Genomic DNA, 18,113 nt, shown 5'->3' with positions numbered 1-18,113 from the left:
CTACGCTCCCCCGCCCGAGCCGCTCAACGACTTGCGCCGAACACCTCCACAGGTCTACCGCGCGTGGGGGTGTCGATCGCGAAGACGCCGCCCGAGAGCGGGGAGTCGACGAGCTGCTGCTCCTCGAGCTTCTCGCGCGCGGTGCCGACGAACAGCGTCGAGAGGTCTGCGCCGCCGAAGCCCAGCCCGGTCACGTTCGGCGCGGGGATCGCGATCTCGTCGAGGAGCTCCCCCTCGGGGCTCCAGCGCAGCACGGCGCTCTCGCCGTTCGCGCCGGTCCAGAAGCAGCCGTCGACGTCGAGGGCGAGTCCGTCGAACGAGCGGCCGACGAGGAACGGCTCGGGTTCGCCGAGCTCGTCGCCGTAGGAGCAGCGGAAGACGGTCGAGACGCTCGTGTCGGTGAAGTAGAAGGTCGCGCCGTCGTCGGACCAGTCGAATCCGTTCGCCACTCCGAAGCCGCCGAGCAGCGTCTCGAGGCGCCCGGAGGCGTCGATGCGGTAGAGCGCGCCGTCCTGCTCCTCCGTGGTGAGGTTCATCGAGCCCGCGACGAAGCGCCCGGAGGGGTCGCACTTGCCCTCGTTCATCCGGAGGCCGGCGTGCAGGTGCTCGATCGGAGCGAGCTCGCGCTCGATCGCGAAGGCGTCGTCGAGCAGCACGATCCGGTCGCCCAGGGCCGCGACGAAGCCGCCCCCGCGCGCCGGCTGGAAGGATCCCAGCGGTGCCTCCACGGCCACGACCAGGTCGTCGGAGCCGTCGACCGCACCGTCGATCGCGCTCGCGTGGATCGTGCCGGTCGAGATGTCGCACCACAGCAGGCGGCCGTCGAGCCAGAACAGGCTCTCGACCAGGATCGCCCTCGTGTCGCGGAACAGCCGCGCAGTCAGCTCGCTCATGAACTCCTCCTCTTGCCGCTCCCGGGCTTCCTGGCCCCGGGCTTCCTCGACCCGACCTTCTCGGGTGCGAGCTCCTCGATCGTGATCGCCGCGTTGACGAGCGCCAGGTGGCTGAGTCCCTGCGGGAGGTTGCCCCAGAAGGCCAGATCGTCGGTCGCGACCATCTCGGACATGATGCCGACGTCGTTGGGCATGGTGGCGACCAGCTCGTCCATCAGCGCGATCGCCTCGTCGTGCCGCCCGACGCAGGCGAGCGCCGACGCCAGCCAGAACGAGCAGGCGACGAACGGATGCTCCTCGCCCTCCATCCCGGAGTAGCGGAACATCAGCGCGCCGCGGCCGAGCTCGCCCACCAGGGCGTCGATCGTCGAGATCATCCGCTCGCCGCGCTCGTACCCGCTCGGAGCGTGCAGCAGCACCGAGGCGTCGAGCTCCGAGGAGCCCGGGTACATCACGTACGAGCCGAGCTCGTCGGACCAGCAGCGCTCCTCGATCCACTCGCGCAGGCGGTCGCGCTCGAAGCGCCAGCGGTCGGGGCTGCCCGGGATCTGGCCGAGCTCGGCGAGGTGGACGGCGGCGTCGAGCGCCTGCCAGCAGCCCATCTTGGAGGACGTGTAGTGCTGCTCCTCCTTGAGCTCCCACATGCCCGCGTCGCGGTTGCGCCAGAGGTCGCAGGTGGTGTCGGCGACGCGCGAGAGCAGGCGGCCGGTCTGGATGTCGAGCACGTTGCCCGAGTCGACGTAGATGCGGCAGATGTCGAAGAGGTCGCCGAAGACGCCGAGCTGCAGCTGGTCCTGCGCGCCGTTGCCCGAGACGACCGGTCCGATGCCGGCCCAACCGGGCACGTCGTACTCCGTCACTCCGGAGGGAAGGGACCCGTCGAGGCCGTAGAAGATGTGCAGGTCCGGCCCGTGCTCCTTGATCGTGCGCAGGAGCCACGACAGCGCCGCGTGCGTCTCCTCCCGCAGTCCGAAGCGGACGAGCGCGTGCGCGGTGTAGGCGGCGTCGCGCACCCAGGCGAAGCGGTAGTCCCAGTTCTTGCCGCCGTTGGGCGACTCCGGGAGCGAGGTCGTCGCCGCGGCCGCGATGGCACCGGTGGGCGAGTAGATCAGCAGCTTCAGCGCGAGGGCGCTGCGCTGCACGGCGTCGGCCCACGGGCCGTCGTAGGAGAACTCCTCCGACCAGGCGCGCCAGCTGCGGATCGTCCGGTCGATGCCCCGGTCGACGTTGTGCGCGTCGGGGAAGTGCAGCGGCTCGTCATGGGTGGCCGAGACCACGAGGACGTGGCGGCTGGGCTTCTTCCCGCCCGAGACGGTGAAGGACCCGGTGAGCTCGTCGCCCGCTCCGGAGGGGGCGTCGTCGCCGTCCGGTCCGTGCTCCTGACCGGTGACGCCGATCGTGATGTCGCCCGCGCGGATCAGGGAGCGGCCGTCGGCGTTCTGGATCCACGGCGAGACCGTGCCGAGGCCGGTGCCGGGACGGACGGCCCAGTGCATCCGCACCTCCCCCGTCACGCCGTCGACCCGGCGGGCGAGCTCGGCCCACGGGAGGCGGCCCGCGATGCCGGTCACGAGGGCGTCGGTGACCGTGACCGAGCCCTTCTCGGTCGTGAAGGTGGTCTCGAGGACGTTCGTGTCCTGCAGGTAGCGGCGGGTGACCTCCGCGGGATCCTCGGGCCGCAGCTCGACGCAGCCGCCGGACTCCGGGTCGATCAGCGCGGCGAACGCGGGGGTCGAGCCGAGGTCGGGCACCGGCATCCAGTCGACGCTGCCGTCCCGCGCGATCAGGGCGACCGTCCTCCCGTCACCGATCGCCGCGTAGTCGCGCAGGGGCCTGGTCGCTCGGGGTTCCGCCATGCCCTCACGCTAGGCGGCACGCCTGCGGCGGACCTGGGCTTGCGGGGGCGGGCGGATGCGGATACCGGCGCCTCGGATCAGGCCGTCGCCACCCCGCCGAACTCCTCCATGCGGGCGGTGAACTCGTCGCGGTCGCCCTCCTCGAGGAGGCTGTTCGCATAGCCGGCGAGGAACGCCCCCTGCGTCGGCGGCTCGAGGCCGACGTCGTCCAGCATCCGCTCCACGGCGCCGGAGGGGTCGGAGTCGAGGTCGACGAGGCCGAGTTCGACGGCCGGCACGTCGCGCTGCGTCGAGGACGCCGTGACGATCCAGAGGCTCGCCCTCGCCTCCGCGTCGTCGACGGCGTCGTCGAGCTCGTAGCCGACGCGGGCCCACTCCGACGGCGAGTCGGCGACGTCGACGGTGTCGAAGCCGAGCGGCGCGAGCGTCGCGGTGAAGCGGTCGACGACGGCCTGCTTGTCGGTGTCCGTCGAGAGGTCGGCGGCGGCGTAGCCGGTGGCCGAGAGGTAGTCGTAGAGGAGGGAGGGACCGCCGTAGAGGTTCTCGGACCGCTCGTAGTACTCGTCGTCGGCCGAGTCCCACTCGCCGATCAGGGCGGCCTCGACCGCGGCGACGGCCTCCTCCGAGAGGGCGAGCGCCTCCTCGGCGGAGGGCTGGTCGAGCACGTCGGCGGCGTCGCCGTCCTCGTAGCCGGGGTAGCCGTAGAGGGGATCGGACGCGTCGCCCGGGTCCTCGCCGAGAGGGTCCTCGCCGAAGGGGTCCTCGAAGGGGTCCTCCCCGAACGGGCCCTCGGCGCCGCCCGGGGCGGGAGCGCTCGTGGTCGCCGACTCCGCGGTGTCGAGGGCCGCGCCGATGCCGAGCGCGAGCAGCGTTCCGAGCACGCCGGTGTAGACCAAACCGACCACCGCGCTGACCGCCAGCGCGGTCCAGGCGCCGGCGCCCAGCGGCGCGCGCTGGGGCGGTGCGGCGGGAGGGAACGGCGGCGGGTTCGTCGGGACCGGGCTCATCGGGACCTGGCTCATCGCGTTCCTCCGGGTGTCGAGCGGCAGACCCCGCCAGTTTTGCACGCCCTGAAGATCGCACGGGAGCCGCGCGATCCGGGCGTCCGCGCGGCCGGCCCGGAGGATGATGGCGGCATGGACGACGTCGTGCCCCCCTCCGCTCACCCCTCCCTCGACGAGGTCGACGCGGGCCTGCGCGTCGTCGCGCTGCCCCTGCTGACGCGGTTCCGCGGAGTCGACCACCGCGAGATCGCGCTGGTGCGCGGCCCGGAGGGCTGGACGGAGTTCTCGCCGTTCCTCGAGTACGGACCGGAGGAGTCGGCCGCCTGGCTCCGCGCAGCACTCGACTACGGCTGGAACCCGCTGCCGACGCCGCTGCGCGACCGCATCCCGGTGAACGCGACCGTGCCCGCCGTCCGGGTGGACGAGGTCGCGGCGATCCTCGCGAGCTACCACGGCTGCCGGACGGCCAAGGTGAAGGTCGCCGAGCGCGGGCAGACGCTCGCCGACGACGTCGCGCGCGTCGCCGAGGTGCGCCGGGTCCTCGGGCCGGAGGGGCGGATCCGCGTGGACGCGAACGGCGGCTGGAACGTGGACGAGGCCGAGCACGCGGTGCACGCACTCGCCGAGTACGACCTCGAGTACGTCGAGCAGCCGTGCGCGAGCGTCGACGAGCTCGCGCAGCTGCGGAAGCGGGTGAAGTACATGGGCATCCCGATCGCGGCCGACGAGAGCGTGCGCAAGGCAGCCGATCCGCTCGCCGTCGCCCGGGCGGGAGCCGCGGACCTGCTCGTGGTGAAGGCGCAGCCGCTCGGCGGCGTGCACCGGGCCCTGGCGATCACGGCCGAGGCTGGGCTGCCGGCCGTCGTCTCGAGCGCCCTCGACAGCTCCGTCGGCCTCGCGATGGGCGCCGCCCTGGCCGCCGCGCTGCCCGAGCTGCCCTACGACTGCGGTCTCGGCACCGCCTCCCTCCTCGCCGCCGACGTCACCGAGCGGCCGCTGCGACCGGTCGACGGGTCGATCCCGGTCGAGCGGGTCGAGGTGTCGGAGGCCCTCCTCGAGCGCCGTGCCGTCGCTCCCGAGCGCCTCGCCTGGTGGCGCGACCGCCTCCGCTCGGCGCACGCCCTGCTCTGAGACCTGGGCCGGGCACCGGCCCGGCGCTACCCTCACCGCATGGGCACGGACAGCGGGATCGAGCGTCGGCGGGCGCTCCTCGAGGACCTGATCGAGGCGAGCGGGATCGACGGCGTCGACATCGCGACCATGTTCGGCGCCCCCGCGATCCGCTTCCAGGGCACGATCGTGTGCTTCCTCGGCCACGACGAGCACCTGATCGTCAAGCTGACCCGGCAGGAGATGCTCGACCTGGTCGAGGCGGGCGCGGCCGAGCCGGTCGTGATGGGGCGGCGGCCGCTGAAGGAGTGGGTCTCCGTCCCTCCGCTCGCCGAGGATCCCGCCTCGCTCCGGCGCTGGTCCGGGCACGTCGTCCGCGCGCTGGCCCTCGCTCGAGAGCGGATCGCGGCGCCCCCGGTGTGAACCGAGTGGTGCACTGCGGCATGATGGACCCCGCCCGGTCGCCGATGCCCGCGGCGCACCCCTCCCCCTCGAGCATCGGAGTCCCGTGACCGCACCGACCGTTCCCGTCTTCCTCGACTGCGACACCGGCATCGACGACTCCCTCGCCCTCGCCTACCTGCTCCGCTCTCCGCGCGCCGACCTCGTCGGCATCAGCACCGTCAGCGGCAACACGGATGCGCGCCAGGCCGCCGTGAACACGCTGGGACTGCTCGCGCTCGCGGGCCGCACCGGTGTTCCGGTCGCCGTCGGCGCGCACGACTTCCTCGAGGAGCCCTACGCCGGCGGCGCCCCGCACGTGCACGGGGACAACGGCATCGGAGGCGTCGAGCTCCCCGACGGCGGCAGCCCGGTCGACGAGGACCCGGCCGACCTCCTCCTCCGGCTCGCCCGCGAGCACGAGGGCGAACTGCGGCTGATCGCTGTCGGACCCCTCACCAACATCGCCCTCGCGCTGCGCAGGCACCCGGAGCTGCCGGGGCTGCTGCACTCCGTCACCGTCATGGGCGGAGCCGCACTCGTGCCCGGCAACATCAGCGCCGTCGCCGAGGCGAACATCTGGCACGACCCGGCCGCGGCGGCCGAGGTGGTCGCCGCCGACTGGGACCTCACCCTCGTGCCGCTCGACGTCACGATGAAGCACCTGATGAGCCAGGAGCACCGCGCGATCCTGCTCGACTCCGGCGACCCGCTCGCCGAGGCGATCGGCGAGGCCCTCGACTACTACTTCGACTTCTATGTGGGCCACTTCGGCGAGCGCACCGCCGCGATGCACGACCCGATGGCCGCCGCCATCGCCCTCGACGCGATCGGCATCGCCTCCGCCCCGACCGTCCCGGTCGAGGTCGACGCCACCTGGGGCCCGGGTCGCGGGCAGACCCTCCCGGACCTCCGCGGCATCTACCGCGACGTGCACCCCGAGGGCTCCCGCATCCGTTTCGTGCTCGCGCTCGACGAGCCATTCGCGCCGCACCTGATCGACGTCATCGTCTCGAACGCCTGACGCCCGCACAGTGAAGGCCGAGAGCTCCGGATCCGCAGACGTGCGGTGATCCGGGGCTCTCGGCCTTCGTTCTGCTGCCCGCCCGTCGGCGGGTGCCGGTGGGGTCGATCGCAAGGCGGAGGAGGGGCGCGTAGCGGCGCTACGAGCCCCGACGACAACGCCGCGAGCGGCCCCGCCGGCGCCCGCCGACTACATTCCGGTGTCGAGGCCGGAGTACGCGTGGAGCCCCTTGAAGAACACGTTCACCACGCCGAAGTTGAACATCACGGCCGCGAAGCCGATGATCGCGAGCCACGCCGACGGGGTGCCGCGCCAGCCTCGGGTCGCGCGGGCGTGGATGTAGCCGGCGTAGATGGTCCAGATGATGAACGTCCAGACCTCCTTGGTGTCCCAGCCCCAGTAGCGGCCCCACGCCTTCTCGGCCCAGACGGCGCCGGCGATCAGGGTGAAGGTCCAGAGGATGAAGCCGATGATCGTGACGCGGTAGGCGAGGTTCTCGAGCGTGAGCGCGCTGGGCAGGGTCTTCAGGAACCGGAGGACGGAGCGCGGGTTCTCCTCCGCCCCCTCGTGGCGGGCCTGCAGCAGCTGGGTGACCGACAGCGCGAAGCCGAGCGCGAAGAACGCGGTGCCGAGGATCGCCACGAGCACGTGGATGACGAGCCAGTACGACTGCAGGGCCGGCGGGAGCGGCACGACGGCCACGTAGTAGTTGACCGTCGCGATGCCCAGCAGCACCAGCACGAGACCGGTGATGAACGCTCCGAGGAAGCGCAGGTCCCAGCGCAGCTGCACCGCGAGGAACACGCCGATGATGATGAGCGTGCCCGTGAGCGAGAACTCGTACATGTTGGCCCACGGCACCCGACCGGCGGCCACTCCGCGCAGGACCGCGGCGGCGGCGTGCAGGACGAAGGCCAGGAGCGTGAGCGAGAGCCCGATGCGCATCGTCTTCGACCGGGCGGGGGCGTTGTAGACCTCGTCCTCGACGCGGCTGCCGAGCCGCGAGAGCGTCGCGGTGGGGCGACCCGTGCCGGCGGCGACGGTGGCCTTGCCGCTGGCGGCCTTGTCCGCGGCGGCGACGGACGCGACCCGCTCGGCCTCCTGCACGACTCCGAGCGCCTCACCGTCGGCCAGCGAGGACCGGCGCGCCAGGTCGATCGCGAAGAAGATGAAGGCGAGGGCGTAGACGCCCATCGCGGAGGACAGGGTCAGCACCGAGTACTGGGAGAGGGTCTCGATCACCGGACAAGGATAGGCGACGCTGCTCGGAACCACCCCTGCACGGATGCACAGGTTCGGCGGATCCGCGGGGTTCAGTCGAGCGGTGCGTGCCGGTCGGCGACGGTGCGGACCGCGCGCACGAGCTGCGGATCCTCACCGCGCGCGAGCCCCGCGTACTCGAGGCGCAGCGAGCCGTCCTCGGCGGGCGTCGCCTTGATCCAGACCCGTCGTCGGGGCACGAACAGGGAGGTCAGCAGCCCGGCGAGCACGAGGATCGCGAACAGGAGGACCCAGCCCTGGGTCGCGTCGTGGTGGATGTCGAACGAGGCGAACCGGCGCACGCTGTCGGTGCCGACGACGTCCGGGTCGGCTCCGACGTTGTCGAAGGTCACGGAGCCCAGGCCGTTCGGCAGCTGCGCGGTCTCGCCCGGCTTGAGCGTCAGCGGGGCGACGCCGGTGTCACCGCCGGTGAGGCGGGTGAGCGAGTCGGTGTTCAGCACGTAGACCGAGGTGGGCACCCCGGCGTCCAGGCCCAGGTCGCCCGAGAAGACGTTGAGCGAGAGCACGGGGTACTGCAGGTCCGGGAAGATCGACGTCGAGGCGCCCGTCTGGAGCTCGTCCTGCGTGGGGTAGAAGAAGCCGGTCATGCCGATCTGCTCGGCGAGGCCGTCCGGGACCTTGACGACGCCGACCGACGTCAGGTTCGCGTCCTGCGGCAGGAACGGCACCGAGTCGGTGAAGATCGCGGTACCGGAGGGATCGCGCACCGTGATCGTCGGCGCGTAGCCGTTGCCGAGCAGGTAGACGTTGGTGCCGCCGACCGCGAGCGGCTCGTTGACCTTCACGGTCCGCTCCTCGGTGCCGCCGCCGCGCTGCGTCGTCGTGACGTTCGCGGTGAAGTCGATCGGCTGACCGAACGCCTCGCCCCGCTCGGTCACGTACTCCACGTCGAGGCCGTCGAGCGTCAGCTGGTACGGGTCGAGCTGCGAGCTGTCGAAGAAGCGCCCCGGGTTGAACGAGTCGTAGGCCGCCAGGTTGTTCGCGAAGCCCTGACCGCCCTCGACGAGCACGCGCTGCCCGCTGTAGCCGAAGCCGCCGCCGATGCCGACGGCGACGAGGATCCCGACGAGCGCGGAGTGGAACACCAGGTTGCCGGTCTCGCGGAGGTAGCCGCGCTCGGCCGACACGCTGCTCCAGCGCCCGCGCGGGTCGTCGTAGCGCTCGACGCGGTAGCCCGCGCGGCGCAGCACGGCGTGCCCGGAGGCGATCGCCTCCTCCGTCGTCGCCCCCTCGACGTCACGCACGGTGTAGCCCGCGAGGCGCTGCAGGCGCACCGGCGTCTTCGGCGGACGCGACCGCATCGCCTCGAAGTGGTGCTTCGTGCGCGGGATGATGCAGCCGATGAGCGAGACGAACAGCAGCAGGTAGATGCTCGAGAACCAGGACGACGTGTAGGTGTCGAAGGCCTGCACGCTGTCGAGCAGCGGCGCCAGATCGGGGTTGTCGATGAAGTACTGGGTGACGCCGTTGGGGTCGGAGGAGCGCTGCGGCACGAGCGAGCCGGGGACCGCCGCGATGGCCAGCAGCAGGAGGAGGAACAGCGCGGTGCGCATGCTCGTCAGCTGGCGCCACATCCAGCGCAGCCAGCCGACCAAGCCGAGCTTGGGCTGCGTGATCGTCTCGGCGTCGGAGTCGAAGTGGTCGGACGGGCGGAAGTTCGCGTCGGCGCGCTTCTGCGCGTCGACGTCGCTGCGATCAGATCGCGGGCTGGAAGCCATAGATCACCTCGCCGAGGGCTCCGTAGACGAGGGCGTTCCAGACGCCGGTGACCATCAGCAGGCCGATGACCACGAGGGCGACCCCGCCGATGATGTTGATCGCGCGGATGTGGCGCTTGACGAACGCGAGGGTCGACGTGACCCAGCTGAAGCCGAACGCGACCAGGAGGAACGGGAGGCCGAGGCCCAGGCAGTACATCAGCGCGAGCAGCGCTCCGCGCCAGGGCGAGCCGGCGCCGAGTCCGAGCGCCAGGATCGAGCTCAGCGTCGGGCCCAGGCACGGCGTCCAGCCGATGCCGAACACGATGCCCAGCAGCGGCGCTCCGATCAGGCCCGTCGCGGGGCGGATGCTCGGGCGGAGGGTCCGCTGGAGGAACGAGAACTGGCCGACGAACACGAGGCCCATCGTGATGACGACCACGCCGAGGACGCGGGTGATGACATCGCTGTAGCGGCTCATCCAGAACCCGATCGACCCGGCGGCCGCTCCGTAGAGCACGAACACGAGCGAGAAGCCCAGCACGAAGAGCAGCACGCCCAGCAGCACCCGGCTGCGTCCGCGAGCGCGGCGCTCGTCGGCGTCCGTGAAGCCGCCGACGTACGCGAGATAGCCCGGCACGAGCGGCAGCACGCACGGCGACGCGAACGACACCAGGCCGGCCAGCAGCGCGATCGGGACCGCGAGGAGCAGCTGACCGCTGATGACGATCTCGCCCACCGAGCTACTCCTCTTCCGCGAGCGTGTCGCCGACGAGGGTCGACAGGATCGACGCCTCCTGCAGCTGACCCAGGATCCGGGAGGCGACGCGGCCCTCGCGGTCGAGCACGAGGGTGGTGGGCACCGCGTTCGGCGGGACCTTGCCGCTGAAGGCGAGCTGCGCGGATCCGTCGACGTCGACGATGGAGGGGTAGGTGATGCCGTAGGTCTTCGCGAAGGCGGCGGCCTGGGGCGCCTGGTCGCGCACGTTCACGCCGACGAACGAGACGTCCTGGCCGTCGAACTCGGCGTTCACCGACTCGAGGTCGGCGGCCTCGGCACGGCACGGAGCGCAGCTGGCGTACCAGAAGTTGACGACGACGACGCGGCCCGCGAGGTCGTCGGAGTCGATCGCCTCGCCGTTCTCGTCGGTGCCTGAGAAGACGATCGGATCGCTTCGGTCTGCTGCCGCGATCTCGGTGACGGTCCCGTCGCCCGAGATGTAGCCCTTGTTGCTGCCGCTGCGGTACTGGTCGGCGAGCGGATCCTGGGTGCAGCCCGTGAGGACGGCTCCGGCCACGAGCGCGAGGGCCGTGGCGGCGACGACGCGACGCCGCATCAGACGGCGCCCACGTCGGTCGCGAGCCCCTGGAGGCCCGCGGCGGGGTCGGAGTAGCCGACCTCGACGAAGCCGTCGCCCCGACGCTCGATCGTGGTGATGCTCGAGAGCGCGCACCGGCGCTTGCGCGGATCGTGGAAGAGCCGCTCCCCCGCGAGGGCGCGGTGCACGGTCCAGATCGGCAGCTGGTGGCTGACGATGACCGCGTCGCCCTCGACGGTGCTCTGCCACGCCGCCTCGATCGCCGCGTACATCCGCGCCGAGATGGAGAGGTAGGGCTCGCCCCAGCTGGGCTCGAACGGATTGCGCAGCCACGGCCAGTGCTTCGGGTTCTTCAGCGCCGAGCTGCGGGCGGCGAGGGACTTGCCCTCGAAGCGGTTGCTCGGCTCGATCACGCGCGGATCGCTCGTGATCTCGAGCTCGAAGGCCTGCGAGATCGGCTGGGCCGACTCCTGCGTGCGCTGGAGCGGAGAGGCGACGAGCGTCGTCACGTGGCGGCGCCGCTCGAGCAGGTCGTCGGCCGCGGCGCGGGCCATGCGGTGGCCCAGCTCCGAGAGCCGGAAGTTCGGGAGTCGCCCGTAGAGGACCCGGTCGGGGTTGAACACCTCGCCGTGCCGCACGAGATGGATCTGATCGGCAACCACGAGCGTCAAGTGTACGGAACGCCGCGTGGGGGAACGCCGGGAACAGCGGGTCTGGGCGGGGGCTGAACGGGTGCTCAGCGCCGTGCTCTCACCGCCTGGCCAGCACTGCCGCCGAGATCCGTCGGACCAGCGCGTCCGGCAGGTGCTTCACCACGGCGACCGGCACTCCGAAGCGCCACGACGGCACCGAGACGACCTGCCCGCGCGCCACGTCGCGGAGGAACTCCTCGACCACCGCATCGGCGTCGAGCCAGAGGAACGAGGGGATGGAGGAGGTGTCCATCGCCGCCCGCTCGTGGAACTCGGTCCGCACCCAGCCGGGGCAGAGGGCCGCCGCCCGCACGCCCGTGCCGCGGAGCTCCACCGCGAGCGACTGCGTGAACGCGGTCGCCCACGCCTTGACCGCGGAGTAGGGGCCCAGGTGCACGAACCCCGCGACGCTCGCGACCGTCAGGATCGCTCCGCGGCCCCGGGCGCGCATGACCTCGGCGGCCGCCCCCGAGAGCACGGCCACCGAGCGGACCATCACCTCGAACGCCGCGTCCTGCGCGGCGACGTCCGGCTCCGAGAAGCCGCCGTCGATCCCGAATCCGGAGTTGTTGACCAGCACGCGCACGGGCCGCTCCGGATCGACGAGCCGGGCCCGCACCCGCTCCACCTGCTCCCGATCGGTCAGGTCGGCCGGCAGCACCTCGACGTGCGGGGCGCCGACCCCGCGGAACGCGGTCGCCGCCTCCTCGAGCCGCGCCTCGTCGCGCGAGACGAGCACGAGGCTCCAGCCGCGGCGCGCGAACGCCCGCGCGAAGGCGGCTCCGATGCCGGTGGACGCTCCGGTGATCAGTGCGGTGCTCACGCTCCGACGCTACCCGGCGCCCTCGGCCCCGCGCCGCCCCGCGGGTAGACTCCCCTACCGTGACCGACGAGACCCGCCTCCCCCGAACCACCGTCAAGAAGCTCGCCGCGCTCGAGGACGGACCCGTCCGCGTGTCCGGCTGGGTCGAGACCGTGCGCGACCAGAAGAAGGTGCAGTTCGTGGTCCTCCGCGACGAGTCCGGCGCCGTGCAGCTGGTGAACCCCGCCGTCCGCGAGGCGGAGGAGGGCGACGAGGTCGCCGCCGCGAAGCTCGCGATCACCGAGGAGATCTCGGGCCTCGCCCAGGGCTCCTTCGTCACGGTGACGGGTCAGCTCAAGCACGACGAGCGCGTGAAGCTCGGCGGCATCGAGGTGAAGCTCGAGTCGCTCGAGATCGTCGCCGCGTCGATCCCCGAGGCGCCCATCGCGCCCGACTCCGGCATCGACAAGCGCATGGACTGGCGCTTCCTCGACCTCCGCCGCCCGGAGCAGAACCTCATCGCCCGCGTGCAGACCACCTTCGAGCACGCGCTGCGCACCTACTGGATCGACAACGACTTCATCGAGATCCACACCCCGAAGCTCATGGCGAGCGCCTCGGAGTCTCGCGCCGAGTTGTTCGAGGTCGAGTACTTCGAGACCAAGGCGTACCTCGCGCAGAGCCCGCAGTTCTTCAAGCAGATGGCGCAGCCCGCGGGCTTCGGCAAGGTGTTCGAGGTCGGGCCGGCCTTCCGCGCCGACCCGAGCTTCACCTCCCGTCACGCGACCGAGTTCACGAGCGTCGACTCCGAGGTCTCGTGGATCGAGTCGCACGAGGACGTCATGGAGCTGCACGAGCAGCTGATGGTCGCCGGCCTCACCGCCGTCGTCGAGAAGCACGGCGCCGAGGTGAAGGCGCTCTTCGACATCGACCTCGAGGTGCCCACCACCCCGTTCCCGCGCATCCCGCTCGCCGAGGCCAAGCGCATCGTCGCCGAGCGCGGCTACGAGGTGCCCCGCGCCGACGACGACATGGACCCCGAGGGCGAGCGCCGCATCGCGGCCTACGTGAAGGAGGAGTTCGGGCACGACTTCGTGTTCCTGACCGACTACGCCTCGAGCATCCGGCCGTTCTACCACATGCGCCGCGAGGGCGACGGGGCCATCACCAACAGCTACGACCTCATCTACAACGGCGTCGAGATCTCGACCGGGGCGCAGCGCGAGCACCGCGTCGACGTGCTGGTCGAGCAGGCCCGCGAGAAGGGCCTCGACCCCGAGGAGCTCGGCTTCTACCTCGACTTCTTCCGCTACGGCGTCCCGCCGCACGGAGGATTCGGCATGGGCCTCTCGCGCGTGATCATGCTGATGCTGCACCAGGCGAACCTGCGCGAGGTCACCTACCTCTTCCGCGGCCCGTCGCGCCTGCTGCCGTAGGCCGGGCCACGCACGAGACGGCCCGGTACCGTCGAGACAGCCCGTTCCATCGGGACGTCTCGACGGCACCGGGCCGTCTCGTCGTCGGGGCTCGAGTGCGGGAGCCGGGGTCAGCGCGGGAGGCGCTCGAACGGCACGCGCCGGCTGAGCCAGGCCAGCAGACCCGCGATCACCGCCGCGAGCGCCGCCGGGACGAGCAGGAGCCACAGGCTTGACGTCGCCGCCAGGATCAGCAGGGCGACGGCCGCGACCCCCGCTCCGATCGCGAAGTTCCAGCGGACGTCCGTGACCACTCCCGGCTCGGGCCTCGCCCAGATCACGACCAGCGCCAGCGCGAGCGGCCCGAGCAGCAGGCCCAGCACGAACCAGCGCCAGCGCGAGCGCCCCTTCTGCTCCGCGAGCCCCGCGGTCACGAGCGCGAAGCCGATCCAGATCCAGCCGGTGTCGTTCCAGGTCGTCCCCATGCCCGGAGCCTAGGGCCTGGTCACCGGGGCGGCAGGACCATCAGGTCGAGGTAGTCCGTCAGGCACGCGACCATGTCGACCGCGTCGCGCTCGAGGAGCCACTGCAGCTGGATGCCGTCCCACAGCGCGATGATCGACGCCGCGACCCGGTCGGGGTCGGCGCCCTCGCGCAGGCGCCCCTCGGCCTGCAGGGCGCGCAGGTCGTCGGCGTAGCCCTGGCGGAGCGACCGGAAGCGGCGGGCGAAGAACTCGCGGCCCGGATGATCGGCCGTCGTCGAGTCGCCGCACAGCACCGCGTAGAGCTCGATCACTCCGGGGGCCGTCTCGTTGTAGCGGGTCTGGCGCAGGATCCCCTCGACCATGCTCTCGTCGGGGTCCGGCGGAGCCGAGCCGTCGCCGGTGATGGCGTCGCGGTGCTCGAGCACCGCGAGCAGCAGGTCGGTCTTGGTCGGGAAGTAGTGCAGGAGGCTGGTCTGGCTGAGGCCCACCCGGTCGGCGACCTCCTGCAGCGAGCCGCGCGCGTAGCCGCGGGAGGCGAAGACCGCGTGGGCCGCCTCGATGATCGCGCGGCGCCGCTGAGCCGACTTCGCGTAGGGCCCACGGCGGGTGCGGACGGGCTCGGTGGTCTCGGACACGACGCCTTCCTCCGCTGGTCACGAGAGCGGGAACCGCTCTCAGGCGGCCAGCGTAGCGCGCGCTCCGGCCGCGTCCCCACCAATTTCGAGCGGCTACTCGAATTTGTGATAGCGTCCGATCCACCGGGCCGGGAGACCTCCACGGCACCCATCCACGACGAAGTGAGGGACAGTGAAGCCGTTCACACGGAGACAGCTCATGGCCGCCGGACTCGGCACGGCCGCACTCGGGACCCTGGCGGCCTGCGCCACCCCGGGGACCACCTCGGTCAACACCGCGCCGGCGATCCCGGCCGCCAGCGGACCGATCCGCCTGCAGTACTGGGCCTGGCTGAAGGACCTGCAGAAGGTCTGCGACGTCTGGAACGCCTCGCACCCGGACGTCCAGGTCGACGCGGTCTGGATCCCCGGCGGCAACGCGGGCGGCTACCAGAAGCTGTACTCGGCCCTCGCGGCCGGCGGCGGACCGGACCTGGGCCAGGTCGAGATGCGCTCGCTGCCCGAGTTCATGCTCGTGAACGGGCTGGTCGACCTCAACCGCTACGGCGCGGCCGACTACGCCGACCTCTACGACCCCACTCTCTGGGGGCAGGTGAGCTACACCGGCGGCGTCTACGGGATCCCCCAGGACAGCGGTCCGATGGCCTTCTTCTACCAGCCCGAGGTGCTCGGGCGCGTGGGAGCCGAGCCGCCGCGCACCTGGGACGACTGGGCGGCGGTCGCGACGGAGCTGCGCGGCGCCGACTCCTACATCGACTGCTTCCCGCTCGCCGACGCCTCCGTCTTCGCGGCCTTCGCCACGCAGGCCGGCGCGCAGTGGCTGACGGCGGAGGAGGACGGCTGGGTCATCGACATGACCGACGAGGCCACGACGCAGGTCGCGTCCTTCTTCGACACCGCGATCGATCAGGACCTCGTCGAGACCGGCTACGGCGCCTACTCCCCCGCGTGGTTCGCGGCGGCGGCGACGGGCGGCATCGCCTCCTGCACGACGGGCAGCTGGGGTGACGCGCTCATTCAGGGCGTGAGCGGCGGCTCAGGCAAGTGGCGGGTGGCGCCCATGCCGGTCTGGGGCGACACGGGCTTCGGCTCGAGCTTCCTCGGCGGATCCACGGCGGCCGTCTTCGCCAGCAGCGCGCACCCGAAGGAGGCGCTCGAGTTCGCGGTGTGGATGACGACCTCGCAGGAGGGCATCGACGCGATGATCGCGAACAGCGGCATCGGCTGGTCGCCCGCCGTCGGCGAGATCGGCACCGCGCGCAAGGGACCGAGCGAGTTCTTCTCGGGCCAGAACTACAACGAGGAGATCCTCGTGCCCGCGGCGAAGGAGCAGAACCCCGACTGGTCCTGGTGGCCGGTCACCCAGCAGTCCTTCAACATCCTCAGCGACGGCTTCCGAAGGAAGGCGTCGGGCACCACTCTCGTCGACGCGGTCGCCGAAGCGGAGCAGCAGATCATCACGGTCTTCCAGAACAAGGGCCTCAGCATCAGGAAGGCCTCGGCATGACCACGACGACCTCCCCCGCCGCCGCCGCCATCGCGGCCACCGGCGGCACCCGGAACCGCAAGCGCGGCGGAGCCCAGGGGCGCGCCCCGTGGATCCTGCTCGCCCCGTTCCTCGTACTGTTCGTCCTCACCTTCATCATCCCGATCGTCGTGGCCATCGGCTCGAGCTTCACGAAGGTGACCCGCTCGGGCCTCTTCGGCGAGGCCGGAGTGACGACCGAGTTCGCCGGGTTCGGGAACTACGCGCAGGCCCTCGCCGACGGCAACTTCCTCGCCTCGATCGGGCGCATGTTCCTCTTCGGCGTCGTCCAGGTGCCGGTGATGATCGCGCTCTGCACCGTGCTCGCGCTGATGCTCGAGTCGGCCTCGGCCCGGTTCCCCGGGTTCTTCCGCGCGGCCTACTTCCTCCCCTACGGGGTGCCCGGAGTGATCGCGACGATCCTCTGGTCGTTCCTCTACGTGCCGGGGCTCAGCCCGATCATCGACGCGGCGAACGTGGTCGGCCTCGAGCCCGACTTCCTCGGCGCGGACTCGGTGCTGTGGTCGATCGCGAACATCTCACTGTGGAGCTACACCGGCTACAACATGCTGATCATCGTCGCCCAGTTGAAGGCGATCCCGGTCGAGCTGTACGAGGCGGCGAAGGTCGACGGAGCGTCCACGTTCCGCGTCGCGCGCAGCATCCAGCTGCCGCTCATCCGCCCGGCGCTCGTGCTGACCACGATCTTCTCGATCATCGGCACCCTGCAGCTCTTCGCCGAGGCGCAGGTCCTCAAGACCGTGGCGCCCGCGATCGACAGCCAGTACACGCCGAACCTCAGCGCGTACACGACCGCCTTCGCCTACAACGACTACAACGTCGCCGCCGCGCAGGCCGTGCTGATCGCCCTCGTCGCGTTCGTCCTCTCCTTCACGTTCCTCTCGATCTCGAACAGGAAGTCCTCATGAGCCAGGCGACGCGTACCGAAGCGCAGCCCACGACGACCGGAGTCGTCACCGCGAACCGGCCCGCCAAGGCGGGTCGTGGCCCCGACCGCTCGGCCGGCCGCAACCGCGCCTCCACGATCATCGTCACGGCGATCCTCGTGATCGTCGCGGTCTACTTCCTCGTCCCCGTCTACTGGGTCGTGGTCGCGGCGACGAAGACCACCGAGGACCTCTTCGCCACCTACGGCTTCTGGTTCGCGCCGACGTTCGCGCTCTGGGACAACCTCGGCCAGGTGCTGTCGTACGACGGCGGCATCTTCGTCCGCTGGTTCTTGAACTCGGTGCTCTACGCCGGAGTCGGCGCCCTGCTCGCGACGTACCTCGCGGCGGCCGGCGGCTACGCGCTCGCGAAGTACGAGTTCCGGGGCAACCGGCTCGTGTTCGGCACGATCCTCGCGGGAGTGCTCGTGCCCGGCACCGCGACAGCCCTGCCGCTGTTCCTCCTCTTCAGCCAGATGGGCATCGCGAACACGTACTGGAGCGTGCTGATCCCCTCGCTGGTCTCGCCGTTCGGGCTCTTCCTCTGCCGCATCTACGCGCAGGCGACGGTCGACACCGCGGTCATCGAGGCGGCGCGGATCGACGGGGCGAGCGAGCTGCGGATCTTCCACACGCTGGGGCTGCGCATCCTGACTCCGGCGCTGGTCACCGTGTTCCTCTTCCAGCTCGTCGGCATCTGGAACAACTACTTCCTGCCGCTCGTGATGCTGTCGGACACGGAGCTGTTCCCGATCACGCTGGGGCTCAACAACTGGCTCAGCCAGGTCGACCGCCTGCCCGAGTTCTACGAGCTGACGACCGGAGGCGTGCTGCTGTCGATCATCCCGCTGGCGATCGCGATGATCGTGCTGCAGCGCTTCTGGCGGGGCGGGCTCACCGAGGGCTCCGTGAAGTAGCTCTGCCGAGCAGGAGGGGCGGAGGTCCCGGGGAGGAAGTGGAGGAGCCCCCCGGGGTCTCACGCCAGGG

18 protein-coding genes are annotated in these 18,113 nt (G+C 71.3%); 7 read left to right on the top strand and 11 right to left on the bottom strand.

Annotated features, from left to right (window positions below; all coding sequences use genetic code 11):
- Positions 1-23 precede the first annotated feature (23 nt).
- From LRG51_RS14855 to LRG51_RS14845, 3 genes are all read right to left on the bottom strand, one after another.
- Positions 24-893 (bottom strand): SMP-30/gluconolactonase/LRE family protein, encoded by an 870-nt coding sequence (locus LRG51_RS14855; RefSeq protein WP_230673398.1) that lies wholly within the window; start codon positions 891-893, stop codon positions 24-26.
- Positions 890-2,749 (bottom strand): glycoside hydrolase family 15 protein, encoded by a 1,860-nt coding sequence (locus LRG51_RS14850; RefSeq protein WP_230673396.1) that lies wholly within the window; start codon positions 2,747-2,749, stop codon positions 890-892. Before LRG51_RS14850 ends, LRG51_RS14855 begins: the two co-directional genes overlap by 4 nt.
- 77 nt (positions 2,750-2,826) lie before the next feature.
- On the bottom strand, positions 2,827-3,771 hold the full coding sequence (locus LRG51_RS14845) for a hypothetical protein (RefSeq protein WP_230673394.1): 945 nt from the start codon (positions 3,769-3,771) through the stop codon (positions 2,827-2,829).
- A 114-nt stretch (positions 3,772-3,885) separates the two neighbouring features.
- On the opposite strand from LRG51_RS14845, the gene LRG51_RS14840 reads away from it, so the two are divergent.
- The 3 genes from LRG51_RS14840 (at position 3,886) to LRG51_RS14830 (ending at position 6,328) form a co-directional block, all read left to right on the top strand.
- Positions 3,886-4,884, top strand: coding sequence for an o-succinylbenzoate synthase (locus LRG51_RS14840; protein ID WP_107573437.1), 999 nt, complete (start codon positions 3,886-3,888; stop codon positions 4,882-4,884).
- A 39-nt stretch (positions 4,885-4,923) separates the two neighbouring features.
- Positions 4,924-5,286, top strand: coding sequence for a TfoX/Sxy family protein (locus LRG51_RS14835; RefSeq protein WP_230673392.1), 363 nt, complete (start codon positions 4,924-4,926; stop codon positions 5,284-5,286).
- An 85-nt stretch (positions 5,287-5,371) separates the two neighbouring features.
- A complete protein-coding gene (locus LRG51_RS14830; protein ID WP_230673390.1) occupies positions 5,372-6,328 on the top strand; it encodes a nucleoside hydrolase in 957 nt (318 codons plus the stop codon).
- 189 nt (positions 6,329-6,517) lie between these two features.
- Here the strand turns inward: LRG51_RS14830 and ccsB are convergent, their stop codons facing one another.
- The 6 genes from ccsB to LRG51_RS14800 all read right to left on the bottom strand — a co-directional run bounded on the left by ccsB (position 6,518) and on the right by LRG51_RS14800 (position 12,140).
- Positions 6,518-7,570: a c-type cytochrome biogenesis protein CcsB gene (gene ccsB / locus LRG51_RS14825; protein ID WP_230673388.1), complete on the bottom strand. Its 1,053-nt coding sequence runs from the start codon at positions 7,568-7,570 to the stop codon at positions 6,518-6,520.
- A gap of 71 nt (positions 7,571-7,641) precedes the next feature.
- Entirely contained in the window at positions 7,642-9,327 is a 1,686-nt protein-coding gene (gene resB, locus LRG51_RS14820; protein WP_230673386.1) for a cytochrome c biogenesis protein ResB, read from the bottom strand.
- Positions 9,305-10,045, bottom strand: a complete 741-nt coding sequence (locus LRG51_RS14815) for a cytochrome c biogenesis CcdA family protein (RefSeq protein ID WP_230673384.1) — start codon at positions 10,043-10,045, stop codon at positions 9,305-9,307. The genes resB and LRG51_RS14815 overlap by 23 nt, the downstream gene beginning before the upstream one ends.
- A gap of 4 nt (positions 10,046-10,049) precedes the next feature.
- Positions 10,050-10,643, bottom strand: a complete 594-nt coding sequence (locus LRG51_RS14810) for a TlpA family protein disulfide reductase (RefSeq protein WP_230673382.1) — start codon at positions 10,641-10,643, stop codon at positions 10,050-10,052.
- Complete coding sequence (locus LRG51_RS14805; RefSeq protein ID WP_107573442.1) at positions 10,643-11,287, bottom strand: histidine phosphatase family protein; 645 nt, start codon at positions 11,285-11,287, stop codon at positions 10,643-10,645. Before LRG51_RS14805 ends, LRG51_RS14810 begins: the two co-directional genes overlap by 1 nt.
- An 88-nt stretch (positions 11,288-11,375) precedes the next feature.
- Positions 11,376-12,140 (bottom strand): SDR family NAD(P)-dependent oxidoreductase, encoded by a 765-nt coding sequence (locus LRG51_RS14800; RefSeq protein WP_055790456.1) that lies wholly within the window; start codon positions 12,138-12,140, stop codon positions 11,376-11,378.
- Positions 12,141-12,199: 59 nt separating this feature from the next.
- Between LRG51_RS14800 and aspS the strand changes: the two genes are divergently transcribed.
- Positions 12,200-13,555 carry an aspartate--tRNA(Asn) ligase gene (aspS, locus tag LRG51_RS14795; protein WP_055790453.1) on the top strand — a complete coding sequence of 452 codons (1,356 nt, stop codon included), beginning with the start codon at positions 12,200-12,202 and terminating at the stop codon, positions 13,553-13,555.
- A gap of 110 nt (positions 13,556-13,665) precedes the next feature.
- Here the strand turns inward: aspS and LRG51_RS14790 are convergent, their stop codons facing one another.
- Both LRG51_RS14790 and LRG51_RS14785 read right to left on the bottom strand, forming a co-directional pair.
- Complete coding sequence (locus tag LRG51_RS14790; RefSeq protein WP_055790450.1) at positions 13,666-14,019, bottom strand: hypothetical protein; 354 nt, start codon at positions 14,017-14,019, stop codon at positions 13,666-13,668.
- A 20-nt stretch (positions 14,020-14,039) separates the two neighbouring features.
- On the bottom strand, positions 14,040-14,654 hold the full coding sequence (locus LRG51_RS14785) for a TetR/AcrR family transcriptional regulator (RefSeq protein ID WP_055790447.1): 615 nt from the start codon (positions 14,652-14,654) through the stop codon (positions 14,040-14,042).
- A gap of 172 nt (positions 14,655-14,826) precedes the next feature.
- Between LRG51_RS14785 and LRG51_RS14780 the strand changes: the two genes are divergently transcribed.
- From LRG51_RS14780 to LRG51_RS14770, 3 genes are read left to right on the top strand one after another with little or no spacing between them, the layout of a single operon-like run.
- Positions 14,827-16,161, top strand: coding sequence for an ABC transporter substrate-binding protein (locus LRG51_RS14780; RefSeq protein WP_055790444.1), 1,335 nt, complete (start codon positions 14,827-14,829; stop codon positions 16,159-16,161).
- Positions 16,158-17,108, top strand: a complete 951-nt coding sequence (locus tag LRG51_RS14775) for a carbohydrate ABC transporter permease (protein WP_055790442.1) — start codon at positions 16,158-16,160, stop codon at positions 17,106-17,108. The genes LRG51_RS14780 and LRG51_RS14775 overlap by 4 nt, the downstream gene beginning before the upstream one ends.
- Entirely contained in the window at positions 17,105-18,043 is a 939-nt protein-coding gene (locus tag LRG51_RS14770) for a carbohydrate ABC transporter permease (RefSeq protein WP_055790439.1), read from the top strand. Before LRG51_RS14775 ends, LRG51_RS14770 begins: the two co-directional genes overlap by 4 nt.
- Positions 18,044-18,113 lie beyond the last annotated feature (70 nt).

The sequence above is a fragment of the Rathayibacter sp. Leaf248 genome, assembly GCF_920939495.1.
GTDB classification, from domain to species: domain Bacteria; phylum Actinomycetota; class Actinomycetes; order Actinomycetales; family Microbacteriaceae; genus Rathayibacter; species Rathayibacter caricis.
Note: the sequence above shows the minus strand (reverse complement) of the source record. Positions and strands in the feature narration are given on the sequence as shown.

What these genes read in the sequence shown, in the direction of transcription:
- LRG51_RS14855 (WP_230673398.1), bottom strand. Translation starts at nt 893, where the DNA reads ATGAGCGAGCTGACTGCGCGGCTGTTCCGCGACACGAGGGCGATCCTG.
- LRG51_RS14850 (WP_230673396.1), bottom strand. Translation starts at nt 2,749, where the DNA reads ATGGCGGAACCCCGAGCGACCAGGCCCCTGCGCGACTACGCGGCGATC.
- LRG51_RS14845 (WP_230673394.1), bottom strand. Translation starts at nt 3,771, where the DNA reads ATGAGCCAGGTCCCGATGAGCCCGGTCCCGACGAACCCGCCGCCGTTC.
- LRG51_RS14840 (WP_107573437.1), top strand. Translation starts at nt 3,886, where the DNA reads ATGGACGACGTCGTGCCCCCCTCCGCTCACCCCTCCCTCGACGAGGTC.
- LRG51_RS14835 (WP_230673392.1), top strand. Translation starts at nt 4,924, where the DNA reads ATGGGCACGGACAGCGGGATCGAGCGTCGGCGGGCGCTCCTCGAGGAC.
- resB (WP_230673386.1), bottom strand. Translation starts at nt 9,327, where the DNA reads ATGGCTTCCAGCCCGCGATCTGATCGCAGCGACGTCGACGCGCAGAAG.
- LRG51_RS14810 (WP_230673382.1), bottom strand. Translation starts at nt 10,643, where the DNA reads ATGCGGCGTCGCGTCGTCGCCGCCACGGCCCTCGCGCTCGTGGCCGGA.
- LRG51_RS14790 (WP_055790450.1), bottom strand. Translation starts at nt 14,019, where the DNA reads ATGGGGACGACCTGGAACGACACCGGCTGGATCTGGATCGGCTTCGCG.
- LRG51_RS14775 (WP_055790442.1), top strand. Translation starts at nt 16,158, where the DNA reads ATGACCACGACGACCTCCCCCGCCGCCGCCGCCATCGCGGCCACCGGC.
- LRG51_RS14770 (WP_055790439.1), top strand. Translation starts at nt 17,105, where the DNA reads ATGAGCCAGGCGACGCGTACCGAAGCGCAGCCCACGACGACCGGAGTC.